Source organism: Bacillus sp. FSL R12-0074, from assembly GCF_038005725.1.
Taxonomy (GTDB): Bacteria; Bacillota; Bacilli; order Bacillales; family Bacillaceae_G; genus Bacillus_A; species Bacillus_A mycoides.
On sequence record NZ_JBBOTR010000001.1, the window covers coordinates 4,514,521 to 4,529,344 of the forward strand.

16 protein-coding genes are annotated in these 14,824 nt (G+C 36.0%); 5 read left to right on the plus strand and 11 right to left on the minus strand.

Going from position 1 to position 14,824, the window contains the following annotated elements; translation table 11 throughout:
* Positions 1 to 87: 87 nt before the first annotated feature.
* The gene (gene argH / locus NSS97_RS23445) at positions 88 to 1,476 is read right to left on the minus strand and encodes an argininosuccinate lyase (protein WP_044442207.1); all 1,389 of its coding nucleotides are present in this window, start codon (positions 1,474 to 1,476) and stop codon (positions 88 to 90) included.
* Complete coding sequence (locus NSS97_RS23450) at positions 1,473 to 2,678, minus strand: argininosuccinate synthase (protein WP_002129394.1); 1,206 nt, start codon at positions 2,676 to 2,678, stop codon at positions 1,473 to 1,475. The genes argH and NSS97_RS23450 overlap by 4 nt, the downstream gene beginning before the upstream one ends.
* A gap of 167 nt (positions 2,679 to 2,845) precedes the next feature.
* Between NSS97_RS23450 and NSS97_RS23455 the strand changes: the two genes are divergently transcribed.
* Complete coding sequence (locus NSS97_RS23455) at positions 2,846 to 3,163, plus strand: hypothetical protein (RefSeq protein ID WP_002034320.1); 318 nt, start codon at positions 2,846 to 2,848, stop codon at positions 3,161 to 3,163.
* Positions 3,164 to 3,191: 28 nt separating this feature from the next.
* On the opposite strand, the gene NSS97_RS23460 is transcribed toward NSS97_RS23455, so the two are convergent.
* A complete protein-coding gene (locus tag NSS97_RS23460) occupies positions 3,192 to 3,386 on the minus strand; it encodes a hypothetical protein (RefSeq protein WP_002067549.1) in 195 nt (64 codons plus the stop codon).
* Positions 3,387 to 4,242: 856 nt separating this feature from the next.
* On the opposite strand from NSS97_RS23460, the gene NSS97_RS23465 reads away from it, so the two are divergent.
* Positions 4,243 to 4,905 (plus strand): YitT family protein, encoded by a 663-nt coding sequence (locus NSS97_RS23465; RefSeq protein ID WP_002015542.1) that lies wholly within the window; start codon positions 4,243 to 4,245, stop codon positions 4,903 to 4,905.
* A 30-nt stretch (positions 4,906 to 4,935) separates the two neighbouring features.
* On the opposite strand, the gene NSS97_RS23470 is transcribed toward NSS97_RS23465, so the two are convergent.
* Complete coding sequence (locus NSS97_RS23470; RefSeq protein WP_002129397.1) at positions 4,936 to 5,769, minus strand: EcsC family protein; 834 nt, start codon at positions 5,767 to 5,769, stop codon at positions 4,936 to 4,938.
* Between the two features lie 137 nt (positions 5,770 to 5,906).
* Here NSS97_RS23470 and NSS97_RS23475 point away from each other — a divergent pair, with 137 nt between their 5' ends.
* Together NSS97_RS23475 and NSS97_RS23480 are read left to right on the plus strand one after the other, a co-directional pair.
* Complete coding sequence (locus NSS97_RS23475; RefSeq protein WP_002129398.1) at positions 5,907 to 6,542, plus strand: DUF1796 family putative cysteine peptidase; 636 nt, start codon at positions 5,907 to 5,909, stop codon at positions 6,540 to 6,542.
* 71 nt (positions 6,543 to 6,613) lie between these two features.
* A complete protein-coding gene (locus tag NSS97_RS23480; protein WP_002088982.1) occupies positions 6,614 to 7,048 on the plus strand; it encodes an NUDIX hydrolase in 435 nt (144 codons plus the stop codon).
* A gap of 28 nt (positions 7,049 to 7,076) precedes the next feature.
* Here NSS97_RS23480 and ackA read toward each other — a convergent pair whose 3' ends face one another.
* The 5 genes from ackA to NSS97_RS23505 form a co-directional block, all read right to left on the minus strand.
* Positions 7,077 to 8,270: an acetate kinase gene (gene ackA, locus NSS97_RS23485; protein WP_341114137.1), complete on the minus strand. Its 1,194-nt coding sequence runs from the start codon at positions 8,268 to 8,270 to the stop codon at positions 7,077 to 7,079.
* A 299-nt stretch (positions 8,271 to 8,569) separates the two neighbouring features.
* Positions 8,570 to 9,556: a class I SAM-dependent methyltransferase gene (locus NSS97_RS23490; protein WP_002015548.1), complete on the minus strand. Its 987-nt coding sequence runs from the start codon at positions 9,554 to 9,556 to the stop codon at positions 8,570 to 8,572.
* 211 nt (positions 9,557 to 9,767) lie between these two features.
* Positions 9,768 to 10,268 (minus strand): thiol peroxidase, encoded by a 501-nt coding sequence (tpx, locus tag NSS97_RS23495; RefSeq protein WP_107887372.1) that lies wholly within the window; start codon positions 10,266 to 10,268, stop codon positions 9,768 to 9,770.
* A gap of 134 nt (positions 10,269 to 10,402) precedes the next feature.
* On the minus strand, positions 10,403 to 10,798 hold the full coding sequence (gene ytfJ / locus NSS97_RS23500) for a GerW family sporulation protein (protein ID WP_000350005.1): 396 nt from the start codon (positions 10,796 to 10,798) through the stop codon (positions 10,403 to 10,405).
* A 12-nt stretch (positions 10,799 to 10,810) separates the two neighbouring features.
* Positions 10,811 to 11,449: a DUF2953 domain-containing protein gene (locus NSS97_RS23505; RefSeq protein ID WP_341114138.1), complete on the minus strand. Its 639-nt coding sequence runs from the start codon at positions 11,447 to 11,449 to the stop codon at positions 10,811 to 10,813.
* Between the two features lie 204 nt (positions 11,450 to 11,653).
* On the opposite strand from NSS97_RS23505, the gene NSS97_RS23510 reads away from it, so the two are divergent.
* Positions 11,654 to 12,457: an NAD kinase gene (locus tag NSS97_RS23510; protein ID WP_016120893.1), complete on the plus strand. Its 804-nt coding sequence runs from the start codon at positions 11,654 to 11,656 to the stop codon at positions 12,455 to 12,457.
* Positions 12,458 to 12,678: 221 nt separating this feature from the next.
* Here the strand turns inward: NSS97_RS23510 and NSS97_RS23515 are convergent, their stop codons facing one another.
* Both NSS97_RS23515 and NSS97_RS23520 read right to left on the minus strand, forming a co-directional pair.
* A complete protein-coding gene (locus tag NSS97_RS23515) occupies positions 12,679 to 14,247 on the minus strand; it encodes an amidohydrolase (RefSeq protein ID WP_341114140.1) in 1,569 nt (522 codons plus the stop codon).
* An 87-nt stretch (positions 14,248 to 14,334) separates the two neighbouring features.
* Positions 14,335 to 14,766 carry a VOC family protein gene (locus NSS97_RS23520; protein WP_016092432.1) on the minus strand — a complete coding sequence of 144 codons (432 nt, stop codon included), beginning with the start codon at positions 14,764 to 14,766 and terminating at the stop codon, positions 14,335 to 14,337.
* Between the last annotated feature and the right edge of the window lie 58 nt (positions 14,767 to 14,824).

Here is a 14,824-nt window from a genome sequence, read left to right on the forward strand (position 1 = left end):
AACATATTGTTCTAGGCTTAATTAAATCCATACAAAAAGGTAAGGTACTTTCTAAAAAAGCACCTTACCTTCTATATCATATATCATTTAACTTCCAACAAATTCTATTGCTAACCCCTTCGCTTTCTCCAAAGCTTTTTCAATTTGCTCAAATCCTGTCCCACCAGCACTGTTACGACGCTTTACAGCTGCATAAGGTGAAAGAACTTCATATAAATCTTCTTCAAATAACGGACTCATTTCTTTATACGTTTCAAGTGGTACATCTAATAAATAGATTCCTTTTTGCGTACAATGAAGAACTAGTTTCCCGACAATTTCATGAGCTTGACGGAACGGCATTCCCTTGCTTGCTAAATAGTCGGCAATTTCTGTTGCGTTAGAGAAGTCTTGCGTCACAGCTTGCCCCATTTTTTCTTTGTTTACAGTTATCGTTTCAAGCATGCCTGCCATAATATGAAGGCATCCTTCAACTGTTTTCACTGTATCAAACATTCCTTCTTTATCTTCTTGTAAGTCTTTATTGTAAGCGAGCGGCAATCCTTTCATAACTGTAAGTAAACTGAATAAATTACCGTATACTCTGCCCGTTTTACCACGAATAAGTTCCGCCATATCCGGATTTTTCTTCTGCGGCATAATACTGCTTCCAGTTGCGTATTGATCGCTCATTTCAATAAATTGAAATTCTTGACTACTCCATAAAATAAGTTCTTCGCAAAAGCGTGATAAGTGCATCATAAGCATAGATGAGTTACTTAAAAACTCCAGTATGAAATCACGATCACTTACCGCATCTAAACTATTTTCATAGATTCCATTAAATCCAAGAAGCTCCGCACTATATTCTCGGTCAATCGGGAATGTTGTACCAGCTAGTGCTCCTGCTCCTAATGGTGAAATGTTAATACGCTTTAACGAATCTTCATAACGATTCACATCGCGCTCTAACATCCAAAAGTAAGCAAGAATATGATGCGCAAATGAAATCGGCTGTGCACGTTGCAAGTGCGTATAGCCGGGCATAATTGTTTCAATGTTATTTTCCGCTTGATGAACAAGAACAGTTTGCAATTGTTTTGTAGCTTTTATAATATCTTCTACTTTTTCTTTTAAATACAAATGCATATCTGTCGCTACTTGATCGTTACGGCTTCGGCCTGTATGAAGTTTCCCTCCTACTTCACCGATTCTTTCAATTAACATTTTTTCAATATTTAAATGAATGTCCTCAGCCTCGACTGAGAAATTCAATTTATTTTGTTTCGCTTCCTCTAGTAAATATTGAAGCCCTATCTTTATTTTCTCAGCTTCTTCTTTCGTAACGATGCCTTGCTTTGCTAGCATCGTTACGTGTGCGATACTCCCTTTTATATCTTGGCTAACCAATTGCTTATCAAAGGAAATAGAAGCTCCGAATTCTTCTACCCACGCTTCCGCTTCTTCTGTAAAACGTCCGCCCCAAAGTTTGCTCACGCTTCCACCTTCTTTTGATTCACTTGACTGTATACTTTCGTAGGTAAACCGAATAATGAAATGAATCCAACTGCTGCATCATGATTAAATTCATCCTGGGCAGTATACGTTGCTAATTTTTCATCGTATAAAGAATACTCAGATTTACGCCCTTCTACAATCGCATGACCTTTAAATAATTTCACACGCACTGTACCTGTTACATTTTTTTGCGTTTCTTGTAAGAAAGCATTGAGCGCTTGTTTTAAAGGTGAGAACCATAAACCGTTATAAATTAATTCTGTTAGTTTTTGCTCAATCATCGGTTTGAAATGAGCAACCTCTTTCACAAGTGTTAAATCTTCAAGTTCTTTATGCGCTGTTATTAATGTCATTGCTGCTGGGCATTCATATACTTCACGAGATTTAATACCGACAAGGCGATTTTCTACATGGTCGATACGTCCAACGCCATGTTTGCCAGCAAGTGCATTTAACGTTTTAATTAGTTCTGAAAGTGAATATGCAGTGCCGTTTAAAGTCGTCGGTACTCCTGCTTCAAATCCGATTTCTACAAACTCTGGTTTATTCGGTGTATCTTCTAATGCTAATGTCATCTCGTATGCTTCTTCTGGCGGCGCTGCCCATGGATCTTCTAAAATTCCACATTCGTTGCTGCGTCCCCATAAGTTTTGATCGATTGAAAACGGGCTATCTAAATTAATTGGAATCGGTATATCATTTTCTTTTGCATATGCAATTTCTTCTTCACGTGACCATTTCCATTCACGTACAGGCGCAATAACTTCTAAATATGGATTCAACGCTTGAATAGAAACTTCAAAACGAACTTGGTCATTCCCTTTCCCTGTACATCCATGTGCAACTGCACTTGCGCCTTCCTGCTCTGCAATTTCTACTAATTTTTTTGCAATAAGCGGACGAGATAATGCAGAGACAAGAGGATATTTCCCTTCGTATAACGTGTGAGCTTGCATCGCTATCAATGCATATTCATTCGCATATTCTTCTTGAACATCAATCATATATGATTTAATTGCACCTACTGAAAGTGCTTTTTCTTTTACAAACGCTAAGTCTTTACCTTCCCCTAAATCTAAGCAAAGCGCGATAATATCATAATTCTTCTCTTGTAACCATTTAATTGCAACGGAAGTATCAAGACCTCCGGAATATGCTAATACAACTTTTTTCTTCTCCATTTTGCATCCCCCTAAAGAATAAATATTCATCTTTTCTTATAATAATCCAAACTTTATCACCTTTCATAAAATGAATCAAGGGGAATTTATAAAATTTTTTCAAACAATTTCGTCGAACTTCTTTCTTTTTTTATGTAAAATAGAGGAAGGAAAATGGAGGGGTGTCTATGAAAAAGTATTTTATATACAATGAACATCTAGGAATTGAAGTACCGAACATACAAAAAAAATGGGAAGACATCTCTGAACAAGCGCAGCATTCTATTTTATTAAAATGGGAGCAAGTTCGCGGAAAAATACCTGATCGCATAAAGGAACTTGAGCACCATATTAACGCTAAACAACACCACTTAAATAACGAAGAAGACTTCGAAATTTCTTGCAGGCTAAATTCAGAAATTGCCGATCTTGCTTCAATTATTAACGATCTTTGGCTTTGGTATCGTCTAACCCAAAACGTATCTGAGGGAAAAGCACACCAATGAAAAAAGCATGCCCCTCAATTAATTCGGGTCATGCTTTTTTGTCGTAACACGATTTACAATATATTTCTTGTGCTGTTTTCGCCAAACACACATCAAACGGACCAACTAATATACTTCTTTCTTTTGGCAACTTTACAAAAGCAACTAGCTCTTCTTCATATTGAATCTTTTTCTGACATGAAACACATTTTAATTCTTTTCTTTTAAACATGTCTTTTAGCATATCTCCATTCTCCCCCTCATCTATCTATATTAATATACTCTCATAATAGTTAGAGCTTGTAAAAAAATGACACATTCCGAAACAAATTATTCATATACTATGTACAAAAGGAGGTCTCAAACTTATGCGAGCTTTCATTATTATCGCTTTAACTTTTTTAAGTATCATTAGCTGGGATGCATTTTTTAAAGATAAAAGTGATGAGAACAATACAATTGAATAAAAACCCTTCTTTTCTTACTTATTGGACAAACTTCTAAAAGTTGTCCAGTTCTACGAAATAACTTAGGCTTTTCTACAAAAATATTTAAACATAACATTTTTTGTAGATTCTCTCCGGTTATTGTCGGTTTCCATCCGCATGTATTTTTTGAAAGTATGATATAATAATATAAATCTTGAAGGAAGGGATTTTGATATCATGATCGCTCGAAGGAGCATGTGGCATCGTATTGACGAATCATACACGTAGCGTATTTTTCAGCTCAGATACTTTAGTCTAGCGAAAAAAATACGAGAGTGGGGAAATTATGATTGCCCGAAGGATAATTTGGCAAAAAAAAGACTCTTCTTACACATAGCGTTTTGTTTGGGACTTAATTGTTACTAGCTAAACAAAACAAAGAAGAGCAGGATTGCTAAATGAAGAATCCTACTCCCCGTTTTGTTTAGTCGCTTTAAGACTTAAACTAAAACGAAGGTAGGGAGAATTGATGGACGAGAGGATTATTCGTTATTTCTTCAGCGACATATAGCGTAGTTAGTTTTTTTCGTAAACTAACTGAAAGCTACATGTGAGCTCGTAGTTAGTTTACAACACCAAAAGGACTACTAACTACGGAAAGAAGGAATAACGATGAGGAACATCCAAAGTCGACAAATTATTAAAGAAGTTTTTATGGTTTTAATCGGTTCATTTATATTAGCAGCAGCGCTATATCACATTCACTTCCAAAACCACTTAACAGAAGGTGGCTTTGTAGGTATTGCACTATTTATCCAAAATTTTTATGATATTTCACCATCTATTTCAACTGTAGTAATGGATATCCCTATTATTTTACTATGTGCTTCATTTTTAGGTAGAAAAATGGTTGGCTATTCATTCTTAGGTTCACTTTCATTCGGAGTATTTTATTCCCTTATGGAAAATTATTCTCCTTTTACGGTAGATTTATCAAATAATTTATTTGTAGCTGCAGTAGTTGGCGGTGCGTTAGCTGGTATTGGACTCGGTTTTATATTGCGATTTGGCGGTGCAACCGGTGGAGACGATATTTTAACAATTATATTAAGTAAACGAACTCGGTTTACAATTGGGCAAATTTTCTTCGTCTTTGACGCGATTGTTCTTGCGCTTTCATTATATTATTTAAATTGGACTGAAATTGCTTTTACCATTCTTTCGATTGCCGTACAGGCAAAAACATTGGATTTAATTTACTATCCAAAAACAGAAAAGAAAGCAGCAAAGCAACCCGTTTCTATTCCAATATCCAAAAAACATGCGACAAACTAAAAAGCGAAAGGCTTCGGCCTCTCGCTTTTTTCATGCTCTCTTTTCTTTTTCTAATATGTAGCGTACTTGATAAAACTTATTTGCAAATTCAGTAACATTCCTCGTTAAGCGATAGTTCACTGTAGAGCCAATCGCCATTCCGAGTACAGGAATGCCTTGGAATACTTTACGACGAAGAGCATAAATCGAAAACGTCTTCAAAATTTGTTTTAACACAACCTCAGTAGAAGCTGGCTTTAACACTGCTTCGTCTCCTTCATAGAAGAATGAATCCTCTTGTTCGAGTTCTCTCAGTAAATTGTACCATGCATATTGCTGAAGTCTCGCCGGCAATAATGCTGCATGGAATACCTTTAACGCAAGCATCATTTCATACGGCTTGTTCACATCATGCCCAAATGATGTCGCAACAAGTTGGACAGCCTTCACATTTAACGCAATCATAACCGGAAAATCAGCCGTTAATAATAATAAACCACCAGCACCAGTTGCTCCGCCTTGTACGAATGAATATAGACGATGACGTGCTGTTTGCTGCTCTGCTATGTATGTTAATTGATCAATAGATAACGCCTTCAAATCTTCAAGTTGCTCAATTGATTCATCAAATAATCTCGATGTTCCTAAAATACGATTACGTGCATCTAGCTGTGATTGTGAACTTTGAATAAGCGCATGCAAATGAAAGAGCCATCCATCTGCTTTCGTAAAAAAGTCTTTTCGTTTTTTCTCAGGCAGTTTCGCAATTGTCGTATGCAACCACTTATCAAACATCTTTTGAAAATCGGTCGCTTCTTGCTCTACTAATTGCCCTTCCCACTCTTTTATATTGTCTAAAATGGCTTGTTCTCGCTTCGATCGCATCGTAACAACCACCTCGTTCGATTTTTTTCTATTGTAACATATTTCTGCTTCTTCTTTGCAAATATGCTTGTCTATCTTTATTCACATACCATTTTTTAGTGACATAAAATATTAGCAAAAAGGATGAGATGAATCACATGAATCTATCCAATATAAAAAAAGAATATAATGCAGTATTCAGTTTAGGACAAAACTGCTGGCCTGCTTGGGCTTTATATCAATTCGAATTATCACCATTTTTTGGTGTTATCGATTTTATGCTAAGCCCTTCATTAGAAAAAGTGAATTTATTATTACAAAATCGATTTGACCGTTTTTTACAGTTCGAAAACTTATCCTTCATCTCATTTTGGGATGATGATGCGAAATTAAGACTCCGTGACAACCTATATGAAATCGACTCCTGTCACGACTTTAAAACAGATGTAAACACACCAACATCCTGGCCTTCTTATACAGAAATTAAGTTAAACTATGAGCATCGAATTAATCGTTTTCTAACTACAATCGAAACGGCAGAATCCACATTGTTTATTCGAACGGGAGGAACATACGAAGAAGCACGTTCCTTGGAACAAATTTTATCTCAAATAGTTAAACATACATTCTCTGTCCTATTACTCATTCCTGAAGATGTACCAACTATCGCCCAAGAAGATTGGGGATTACAAAATATTTGTGTTATAAAATGCCCAGTGATGGATATATACCAGTACAATGAAGCATTTTGGAATGACTTATTTAATGGCATCACAATTCGGCCAAACGCTTAAATACACGTCACCTTTTATCAAACCCTGCCTTATAATCATCCTTATACAAAATAAATAAGGAGTGATTATATATGTATCCACGTGCAAAAGCTTTTGGCATTGCTATACATCACGGTCGCCTTCTCGTACAAGAATATCATACAGGCGATGAAACATATTACCGACCTCTTGGCGGATCAATTGAACTTGGTGAAAAATCAGCACATACTGTTATTCGCGAATTTCAAGAAGAGCTTCACACAGAAGTGGAAATCACCAATTATTTAGGCTGCTTAGAAAACATCTTTCATCTTGATGGAGAAATTGGTCATGAAATCATTCAGCTATATTCTTTACGCTTATTAGACATGTCACTATATGAAATGGAAATACTGAATATCCCAGATGAACAAACACTGTCATATGCAAAATGGATTTCCCTCACTGCATTCATTCAAAAAGAAAAATTACTATATCCGGATGGGATTTTGAAATATATCCAAAAGAAAAAAGACGAAATCCTATAGGATCTCGTCTTTCTTTTCATATAGTATATTAACCAATATCTCCAAGACGTAGTACGTCACGAGCGATCATAACTTCTTCGTCAGTTGGAATTACGATAATTTTTACTGGAGAGTGCGGGAAGCTGATGAATGCTTCTTCACCGAATACATTATTACGTTTTACGTCGAAGTATACGCCCATGTACTCAAGGCCCTCTAATACGCGCTCACGAATAATTGCACTGTTTTCACCTACACCAGCTGTGAAGATGATTGCGTCTACACCTTTCATACGAGCAGTGTAAGAACCGATGTATTTGTGGATACGGCTTACGAATACATCAAGTGCTACTTTCGCACGGTGGTCGCCTTCTTCTTCTTTCGCAATGATGTCACGTAGGTCACTAGAGTAACCAGTAAGACCTAACATACCACTCTTCTTGTTTAATACGCTAACTACTTCTTCTACAGTTTGGCCTGTTTTTTCCATGATGTATGGAATTAACGCAGGGTCAATGTTACCAGAACGTGTACCCATTGTTACACCAGCAAGTGGAGTGAAGCCCATAGAAGTATCGATAGACTTACCGCCTTCTACTGCTGCGATACTTGCACCGTTACCTAAGTGACAAGAAAGTAGGCTTAAGCTTTCAATTGGACGACCTAATAATTCAGCCGCACGCTCAGTTACATATTTATGAGAAGTTCCGTGGAAACCGTATTTACGGATGCCAAATTTCTCATAGTACTCATATGGTAAGCTGTATAGGAATGCAGATTCCGGCATTGTTTGGTGGAATGCTGTATCGAATACTGCTACTGCTGGTACGTTTGGTAGTACTTCTTGGAATGCTTTAATACCAACAAGGTTTGCTGGGTTGTGAAGTGGTGCTAAATCGCTTAATTCTTCGATATCAGCTAATACTTCAGCATCAATTAAAACAGAATCAGCAAATTTTTCGCCGCCGTGTACAACACGGTGACCGATACCGCCAATCTCATCAAGAGATTTTACGATTCCGTTTTCAGTTAATCTCTTAAGAAGCATGTTAACTGCTACTGCATGATCTGGGATGTTTGTAATTTCTTTTTGTTTTTCGCCATTTACAGTAATTGTGAAGATACTATCTTCTAAACCGATACGTTCTACTAAACCTTTTGTTAATACTGTTTCACTTGGCATTTCAAATAATTGGAACTTTAACGAAGAGCTTCCTGCGTTAATCGCGATGATTTTTGACATCTAGTCTTTCGCCCCTTTTTCTCTTGGTAGTTGTGTGGATCATTCCACAAACCGCTCGATTTTATCTAATTAAATTCACTAATGATGAAAACGTTTCATCATTAGTAAATTTTATACTCACGATTTTAATTTAAACATCGTCCGACATATATTTCAAGTGAAAAAATTGTAACACCAAGAAAAAAAATATATTACAGATTTCAAAAAAATTCAGTTAAATCTTGTATATATTAAAAAACATTACATATCCTATAAAACTGTACTACATTAATTACTAACCCTGTTACATATATATCGTATTATTTATGTGTTGCAAACCAAGTATTCAATTGATCCATAATGTTCTCCATAGCCTTCATGTTAGAGAATTTAGGTAATTCCACTAGTAGTGCCTGTTTCGGCATTGTTACACCTTGGCCTTTCTTTTGGAGAACAAATATACTTTTTGCATTTTTCTCGTTTTTAAACATGGAAACAGGAAGCTGTAATAATCCTTGAATAAAACATGTCTCTTTAATGAATGCATGTAGCTTTGGCGCTTGATCACTTTCAAAAATGAAGTTTGGTACTAAGAAGAATAAATACCCGCCTTCTTTCGTATGTTTCACACTTTGTTCAATAAATAAGTGATGTGCATATGACATTCCTTCATTTGCTTTTAATGTATATTCACTTGCAACAATTTCATTTGGATAATAACCAATTGGTAAATCTGAAACGACTGCATCAACTGGATCAATATAAAGTGGTGCTAGTCCATCTTGGTGGAAGAATTCGATTGCATGCTTTTGTAAATTTGCATTTACTAAAGCAAGTTTAATTAACACCTCATCCACTTCTACACCAAATCCACTCATTGTTAGTTCTTCTTTGGCGCTATTAAACAATGTAGTCATTAAGTTACCAGTTCCAATTGCAGGGTCTAAAACAGTAATTTCTTTTTGACCTTGCATAAACTTATGGAATAAGTAGCTCATGAACATTCCAACTGCATCTGGCGTCATTTCGTGATTCGCTTGTACGCCCTCTTTCATTCCTTTTAAAATGGCTAGCTGAAATGCTTTACGAATTTCTTCCCCTTTATATGTTTCTTCATTAAACGTACTATATTCACGATTCAACCGTTCAATTGTTGATTCGGATAATTCCTCTTGTAAAATCGCTCCTTCAAACAAGTTATCACCTGTTTCTACAAGCGCCTCTAAATATGTTACATCTAATTCTTTACGTAAAACTACCGTAGAAGAATCAAAAATAGAAAATAATGTTTCTACTGCCTGACTCACGTACATTCCTCCTTCTCTCTTTTACACATAACTTATATCATACCATAATCTAAATTTTTCCCAAAAGAAAAAGCGACCTCTTGCAAAGAGCTCCCCTTCAAGTTGTTTATGATGTAACGTCTTTTCTCATATATTGGTTCAGTTAACAATACATGAGAAAAGACGACCTCTTCTAAAGTAAAACTTTAATGAGAGGTCGTCTTCATTTACATTACTTCGCAGATTTAGCTGCTTCTAATGCTGCTTCATAGTTTGGATGGCTTGTACCTTCGCCTACGTATTCTGCGTAAACTACTTTGTCATTGCTATCTACTACGAATACTGCACGAGCAAGTAAACGAAGTTCTTTCATTACTAAGCCGTAAGCTTCACCGAATGAAAGGTCACGGTGATCAGAAAGTGTTACAACATTTTCTAAACCGTTTGCTGCACACCAGCGTTTTTGAGCGAATGGTAAATCAGCGCTAATTGTTAATACTTTCGCGTTTTCAATACCTGCTGCATCTTGGTTAAAACGACGTGTTTGTGCATCACACACACCTGTGTCAATTGAAGGTACAACACTAATTAATTTTACTTCGCCTTTGTATGTTTCTAAACTTACTGGAGATAAGTCATTTGCTAATACTTGGAATTTTGGCGCTTGATCGCCAACTTTAACTTCTGTTCCAACTAAAGTCATTGGGTTACCTTTAAAAGTTACGTTTGCCACTTAAAAATCCTCCCTTATTTTAAACAAAATATGTACAATGTAAATGATAGTTTGTCCCTATCAATAATGCAAATAAAATCGCTTTATTTACAAAAAAATAAAGAAGCTAATCCATTGATCAGCTTCTTTATTCGTTAAATTTGAAATTCAGGATCATCTTCTTTTCGTTTATCCATCATTTCTTTCACTTTATCAACAGCTTGTGGCGCTAATTCAATTATTTTATCGATGACGTGTGTTTGCTTATCTAAGTGTAATACTTTCACACCTTCTCCATTTATAACAAGAAAGGCAACAGGATTAATAGAAACTCCTCCACCACTTCCCCCGCCAAATGGATGACGGCCTGAATGTTCTACTTTACCAAATTCACTTCCACCAGCAGCAAATCCAAAACTGACTTTCGAAACTGTAAGAATTACACTTCCATCTGCCGCTTTAATTGGGTCACCAACAATTGTATTTACATCAGTCATTTGTTTTAAATGCTGCATTGCAGTTGTCATTAAACCTTGAATTGGATGGTCCACTTTATATCCCCCCTATGATTGAACTGATTTTTCGTTCGTACCAAATCTTTGTCTTCTCATAAACGTGAGTAATTTGATACCCGTTTTTATAGCACGAAATATACGAAAAGATGCTGTTAACTCACACCTTGATGCAAATCCTTTCCCTTGAAAAACAGGGGTAATTTCAAATTCTGGTACGTCGACAATATGCATATATTGTCCTACAACTCCAGCAGCCATTCCTTTTGTCCCCCATGCATACCCAGTGACAATTCCAGTACTAGCCGCATCGCCTGCTCCAATTTGTGAATGCCACTTCCAACTATTGATTTTCACTCGTTTGAGAAAATCTTTAACAATAGTATGAACTTCTTGAAGCTTTTTTATCAGTTCTCCAATGCTATCAAGTTGTGCCATAATTTTATTATCTATTCCGCCATCTTTCTCAGCTTTTTCGATTTTCTGCCCCGTTTTTTTCTGTTGTTTTTCAATTCTTTCCAATACATCAAACGTATATCGAATCATCCATATTTTCACTTGAAATAAACATTGTTTTTCCATTTCTGAATATAAAAACGTCACCTTAAGCGATATTTTCGATAATAGTATAAGCAAAATAAAAAGTAGAAGAATTATCATTCCAATTACAAGCCATTTCATTCTTACCATCCTTTCACTCCATACCCATTATCGACAAGTTTATTCATCATTAAACAACCTTTGATAAAATTGAATATAAAAATTTTTCTAAAAATAAAAAGGGGTTTTGACATTTTATATCGAAATATACTATTTGAGCATATTATTCAGAATACATTTTGATGATATGCAGCACTAAGACTAGAAAATTTAACTGCAGTGGAGGGATACATAATGGCAAATCGTCGCAATTTATTTTTCTTTTATGGTGATGACAAAGTAACGCTCGTTGAAAAAATGAAACCAGTATATCGTATTTTAGAGGAGAATGGATTTACCATATTAGATCATCCAAAAAATGCAAACGCTATCGTCAGCGTTGGAGATGATGGAACTTTCTTACAAGCCGTTCGTAAAACTGGCTTTAGAGAAGATTGCTTATACGCAGGTATTTCTACGAAAGATGAAATTTCTTTCTACTGTGATTTCCACATCGATCACGTTGATACAGCCCTTCAAGAAATTACAAAAAACGAAATTGAAGTGCGAAAATATCCAACAATTAAAGTAGATGTAGATCATGGTACATCTTTCCATTGTTTAAATGAATTTTCATTACGCTCTAGCATCATTAAAACATTTGTCGTAGATGTACACGTCGATAATTTACATTTTGAAACATTTAGAGGTGATGGATTAGTTATCTCCACACCAACAGGCAGTACCGCTTACAATAAATCATTACATGGTGCAGTTGTCGATCCACTTATCCCATGTTTCCAAGTAAGCGAACTAGCATCTTTAAATAACAACACATACCGTACACTCGGGTCACCGTTCCTTTTAAATCACGAGCGTACGTTAACTTTAACACTTAAACCAGATGGAAATGATTATCCTGTTATCGGAATGGATAACGAAGCACTTAGCATTAAACAAGTGGAAAAAGCCGTTGTTCGTTTAAGCGATAAACAAATTAAAACTGTTAAATTAAAAAACAATTCCTTCTGGGAAAAAGTACAGAGAACGTTTTTATAGTAATCAAAAAACCCTCGAATTATGGGATTTCCATAATTCAAGGGTTTTTTATTTATCAAATGCAACTTGACGCTGTTTCACAAAACATTTTGGAACAGGACAACAGTATATGAAATTATATCAACGATTTTATCCAAAATATCAATTTACCGACATCATCAACCTATCTAAAAAGAGGAAGCAGCACCAAAATGTATTTTCGGAGCCGCTCCCTCAAATTTTTAGACGTCTTTTCTATAAACAATCTTCCCATCAATGACGGTCATTTCTGCCTGTACTTCTTTTATTTCTTCCGCCTCAACTTCAAAAATATTGCGGTCTAATATCGTAAAGTCTGCTTCATATCCTTTTTTAATTTGTCCTCGCTTTCCTTCTTTTCCAATTGCATACGCACTTCCTGTTGTAAATAAAGAAACAGCCTCATACACCGTTAATCTTTCCTCTGGCATATAGCATACACCATCAATAAAACTTCTACGTGTAACAGCACTATATATACCTAAAAACGGATTCACTTGTTCAATTGGAGCATCAGAGCCTCCATTACAGTGTAATCCTGCGTCCAGTAACGTCTTCCAAGCATACGCATAACGAAGACGTTGGTCTCCTAGTTTTTCAATCACTGATGGAAAATCCGATGAAACAAAGACTGGTTGAATATCAATAATAGCTGGCAATTGTTTCATTCTTTCAATCAACTCTTCACGAGCTAGCTGACAATGAATAATACGGTCACGTAATCCTTCTGCTGGTGGATGTAATTCAAGCGCATCAATGACATATTCAAGCGATAAATCACCAATTGTATGAATCGCAACTGGCATATGTAAATCTCGTGCTTTTTTCACTAAACCTGCAAGCTCTTCACGTGAGAAAATGGCAACTCCATTTGTTTCCTTCGCATCTTCATACGGTTCACTTAATAAAGCTGTTCTTCCGCCAAAAGAGCCGTCAGAAAAAATTTTCATCGCACCAAATTCAATATAGTGCTCATTTTCATATTCTTTTCGTTCATTTGCTACTTCATGGTGAACGAGTAAATGCGCTTTAAACCGCATTTCTTTTATAACGTGTGAAAACGCATTGTACGTTTTTTGAAAGCCGCCATAATAATTTAAGTCTTCCGTATGTCCGCCAACGAGTCCGTATTGCCAGCAGTCTGAAATCGCTGTTTGCAGAGCACTTTGCAAATACACTCCATCTATTTCAGGCTGAGCATGTTTAATTAACTCTTGTCCTTGCTCATATAAAAGTCCTGTTAAATTATTTGACGCATCACGGCCAATTTTCCCGCCCTTTGGATCTTGCGTCGCTTCTGTTATGTTCGCTTCTTGCAATATGTATGAATTCACCCATGTCACGTGACGACAAACGCGCTTTAATAAAATCGGATGTTCTTTAGAGATTTCATCTAAATCACGTACATGAACTTGTTTTGTATCTGTAAAATTATTTTCATTCCATCCTTCTCCGATAATCCAAGATCCTTTTGGCGCTTCTTCTACGCGCTTCTGAACAAGAGTAAGTACTTCGCTATAAGATTTGCAATTTGATAGATCTAGACGAAGTAACCTCTCCCCATGGCCAATAAGGTGCATATGGCTATCAACAAGCCCTGGAATCATCGTTTTCCCTTTTAAGTCACATAACTTCACTTCTGAATATCGGCTTTCTAACTCTTCTTTATTCCCTATATGAACAATGACGCCATTTTCAACGTAAATAGCTTCTACTTTTTCATTCTCTTCTCGCATAGTGTAAATGGTGCCGCCATACCAAATTTCTCCCATATGCTCATCCCCTTTTTCCTTTAGTCTACGAAATTAGAGCGTATAAAAAAAGCACCATTTCGATTAAAAATGGTGCTTTCCCAAAAATTAATTTTGTTCAGTAGGGTTCGTTGTAACTTGCCATTCAATGTTAAATTTATCTTTTACTTGTCCGTATGCTGGGCTCCAGAAAGTTTCTTGAAGTGGCATAATAACTTCTCCACCTTCTTGTAACTTATCAAATACTTCTTTCGCTTTTTCTGCATTATTAATTTGAATTGCGATTGTTACTTGAGATCCGATTGCATGCCCTTGACCTGGGAATGTATCAGAAATCATAAGGTCCGTATTACCAACTTTTAAAGTAGCATGTAAAACGCGCTCTTTCGCTTCAGCTGGAATTGGGTATTCTGGATTTTCAGGCATGTCACCAAAAGTTTGCATTACTTCTACTTTTGCGTCTAACGCCTCTTTGTAAAACTGTACAGCTTCTTGCCCACTACCATCTAAAACTAAGTACGGATTAATACCTAAAATCATACGGACACCTCTTTTTTAAATTTATAAAATCGAACTTGTGTTCGTTTTTATAATATCA

What these genes read in the sequence shown, in the direction of transcription:
- NSS97_RS23460 (WP_002067549.1), bottom strand. Translation starts at nt 3,386, where the DNA reads ATGCTAAAAGACATGTTTAAAAGAAAAGAATTAAAATGTGTTTCATGT.
- NSS97_RS23515 (WP_341114140.1), bottom strand. Translation starts at nt 14,247, where the DNA reads ATGGGAGAAATTTGGTATGGCGGCACCATTTACACTATGCGAGAAGAG.
- NSS97_RS23450 (WP_002129394.1), bottom strand. Translation starts at nt 2,678, where the DNA reads ATGGAGAAGAAAAAAGTTGTATTAGCATATTCCGGAGGTCTTGATACT.
- NSS97_RS23475 (WP_002129398.1), top strand. Translation starts at nt 5,907, where the DNA reads ATGAATCTATCCAATATAAAAAAAGAATATAATGCAGTATTCAGTTTA.
- ackA (WP_341114137.1), bottom strand. Translation starts at nt 8,270, where the DNA reads ATGTCAAAAATCATCGCGATTAACGCAGGAAGCTCTTCGTTAAAGTTC.
- NSS97_RS23520 (WP_016092432.1), bottom strand. Translation starts at nt 14,766, where the DNA reads ATGATTTTAGGTATTAATCCGTACTTAGTTTTAGATGGTAGTGGGCAA.
- NSS97_RS23480 (WP_002088982.1), top strand. Translation starts at nt 6,614, where the DNA reads ATGTATCCACGTGCAAAAGCTTTTGGCATTGCTATACATCACGGTCGC.
- NSS97_RS23470 (WP_002129397.1), bottom strand. Translation starts at nt 5,769, where the DNA reads ATGCGATCGAAGCGAGAACAAGCCATTTTAGACAATATAAAAGAGTGG.
- NSS97_RS23455 (WP_002034320.1), top strand. Translation starts at nt 2,846, where the DNA reads ATGAAAAAGTATTTTATATACAATGAACATCTAGGAATTGAAGTACCG.
- NSS97_RS23505 (WP_341114138.1), bottom strand. Translation starts at nt 11,449, where the DNA reads ATGGTAAGAATGAAATGGCTTGTAATTGGAATGATAATTCTTCTACTT.
- NSS97_RS23465 (WP_002015542.1), top strand. Translation starts at nt 4,243, where the DNA reads ATGAGGAACATCCAAAGTCGACAAATTATTAAAGAAGTTTTTATGGTT.
- NSS97_RS23510 (WP_016120893.1), top strand. Translation starts at nt 11,654, where the DNA reads ATGGCAAATCGTCGCAATTTATTTTTCTTTTATGGTGATGACAAAGTA.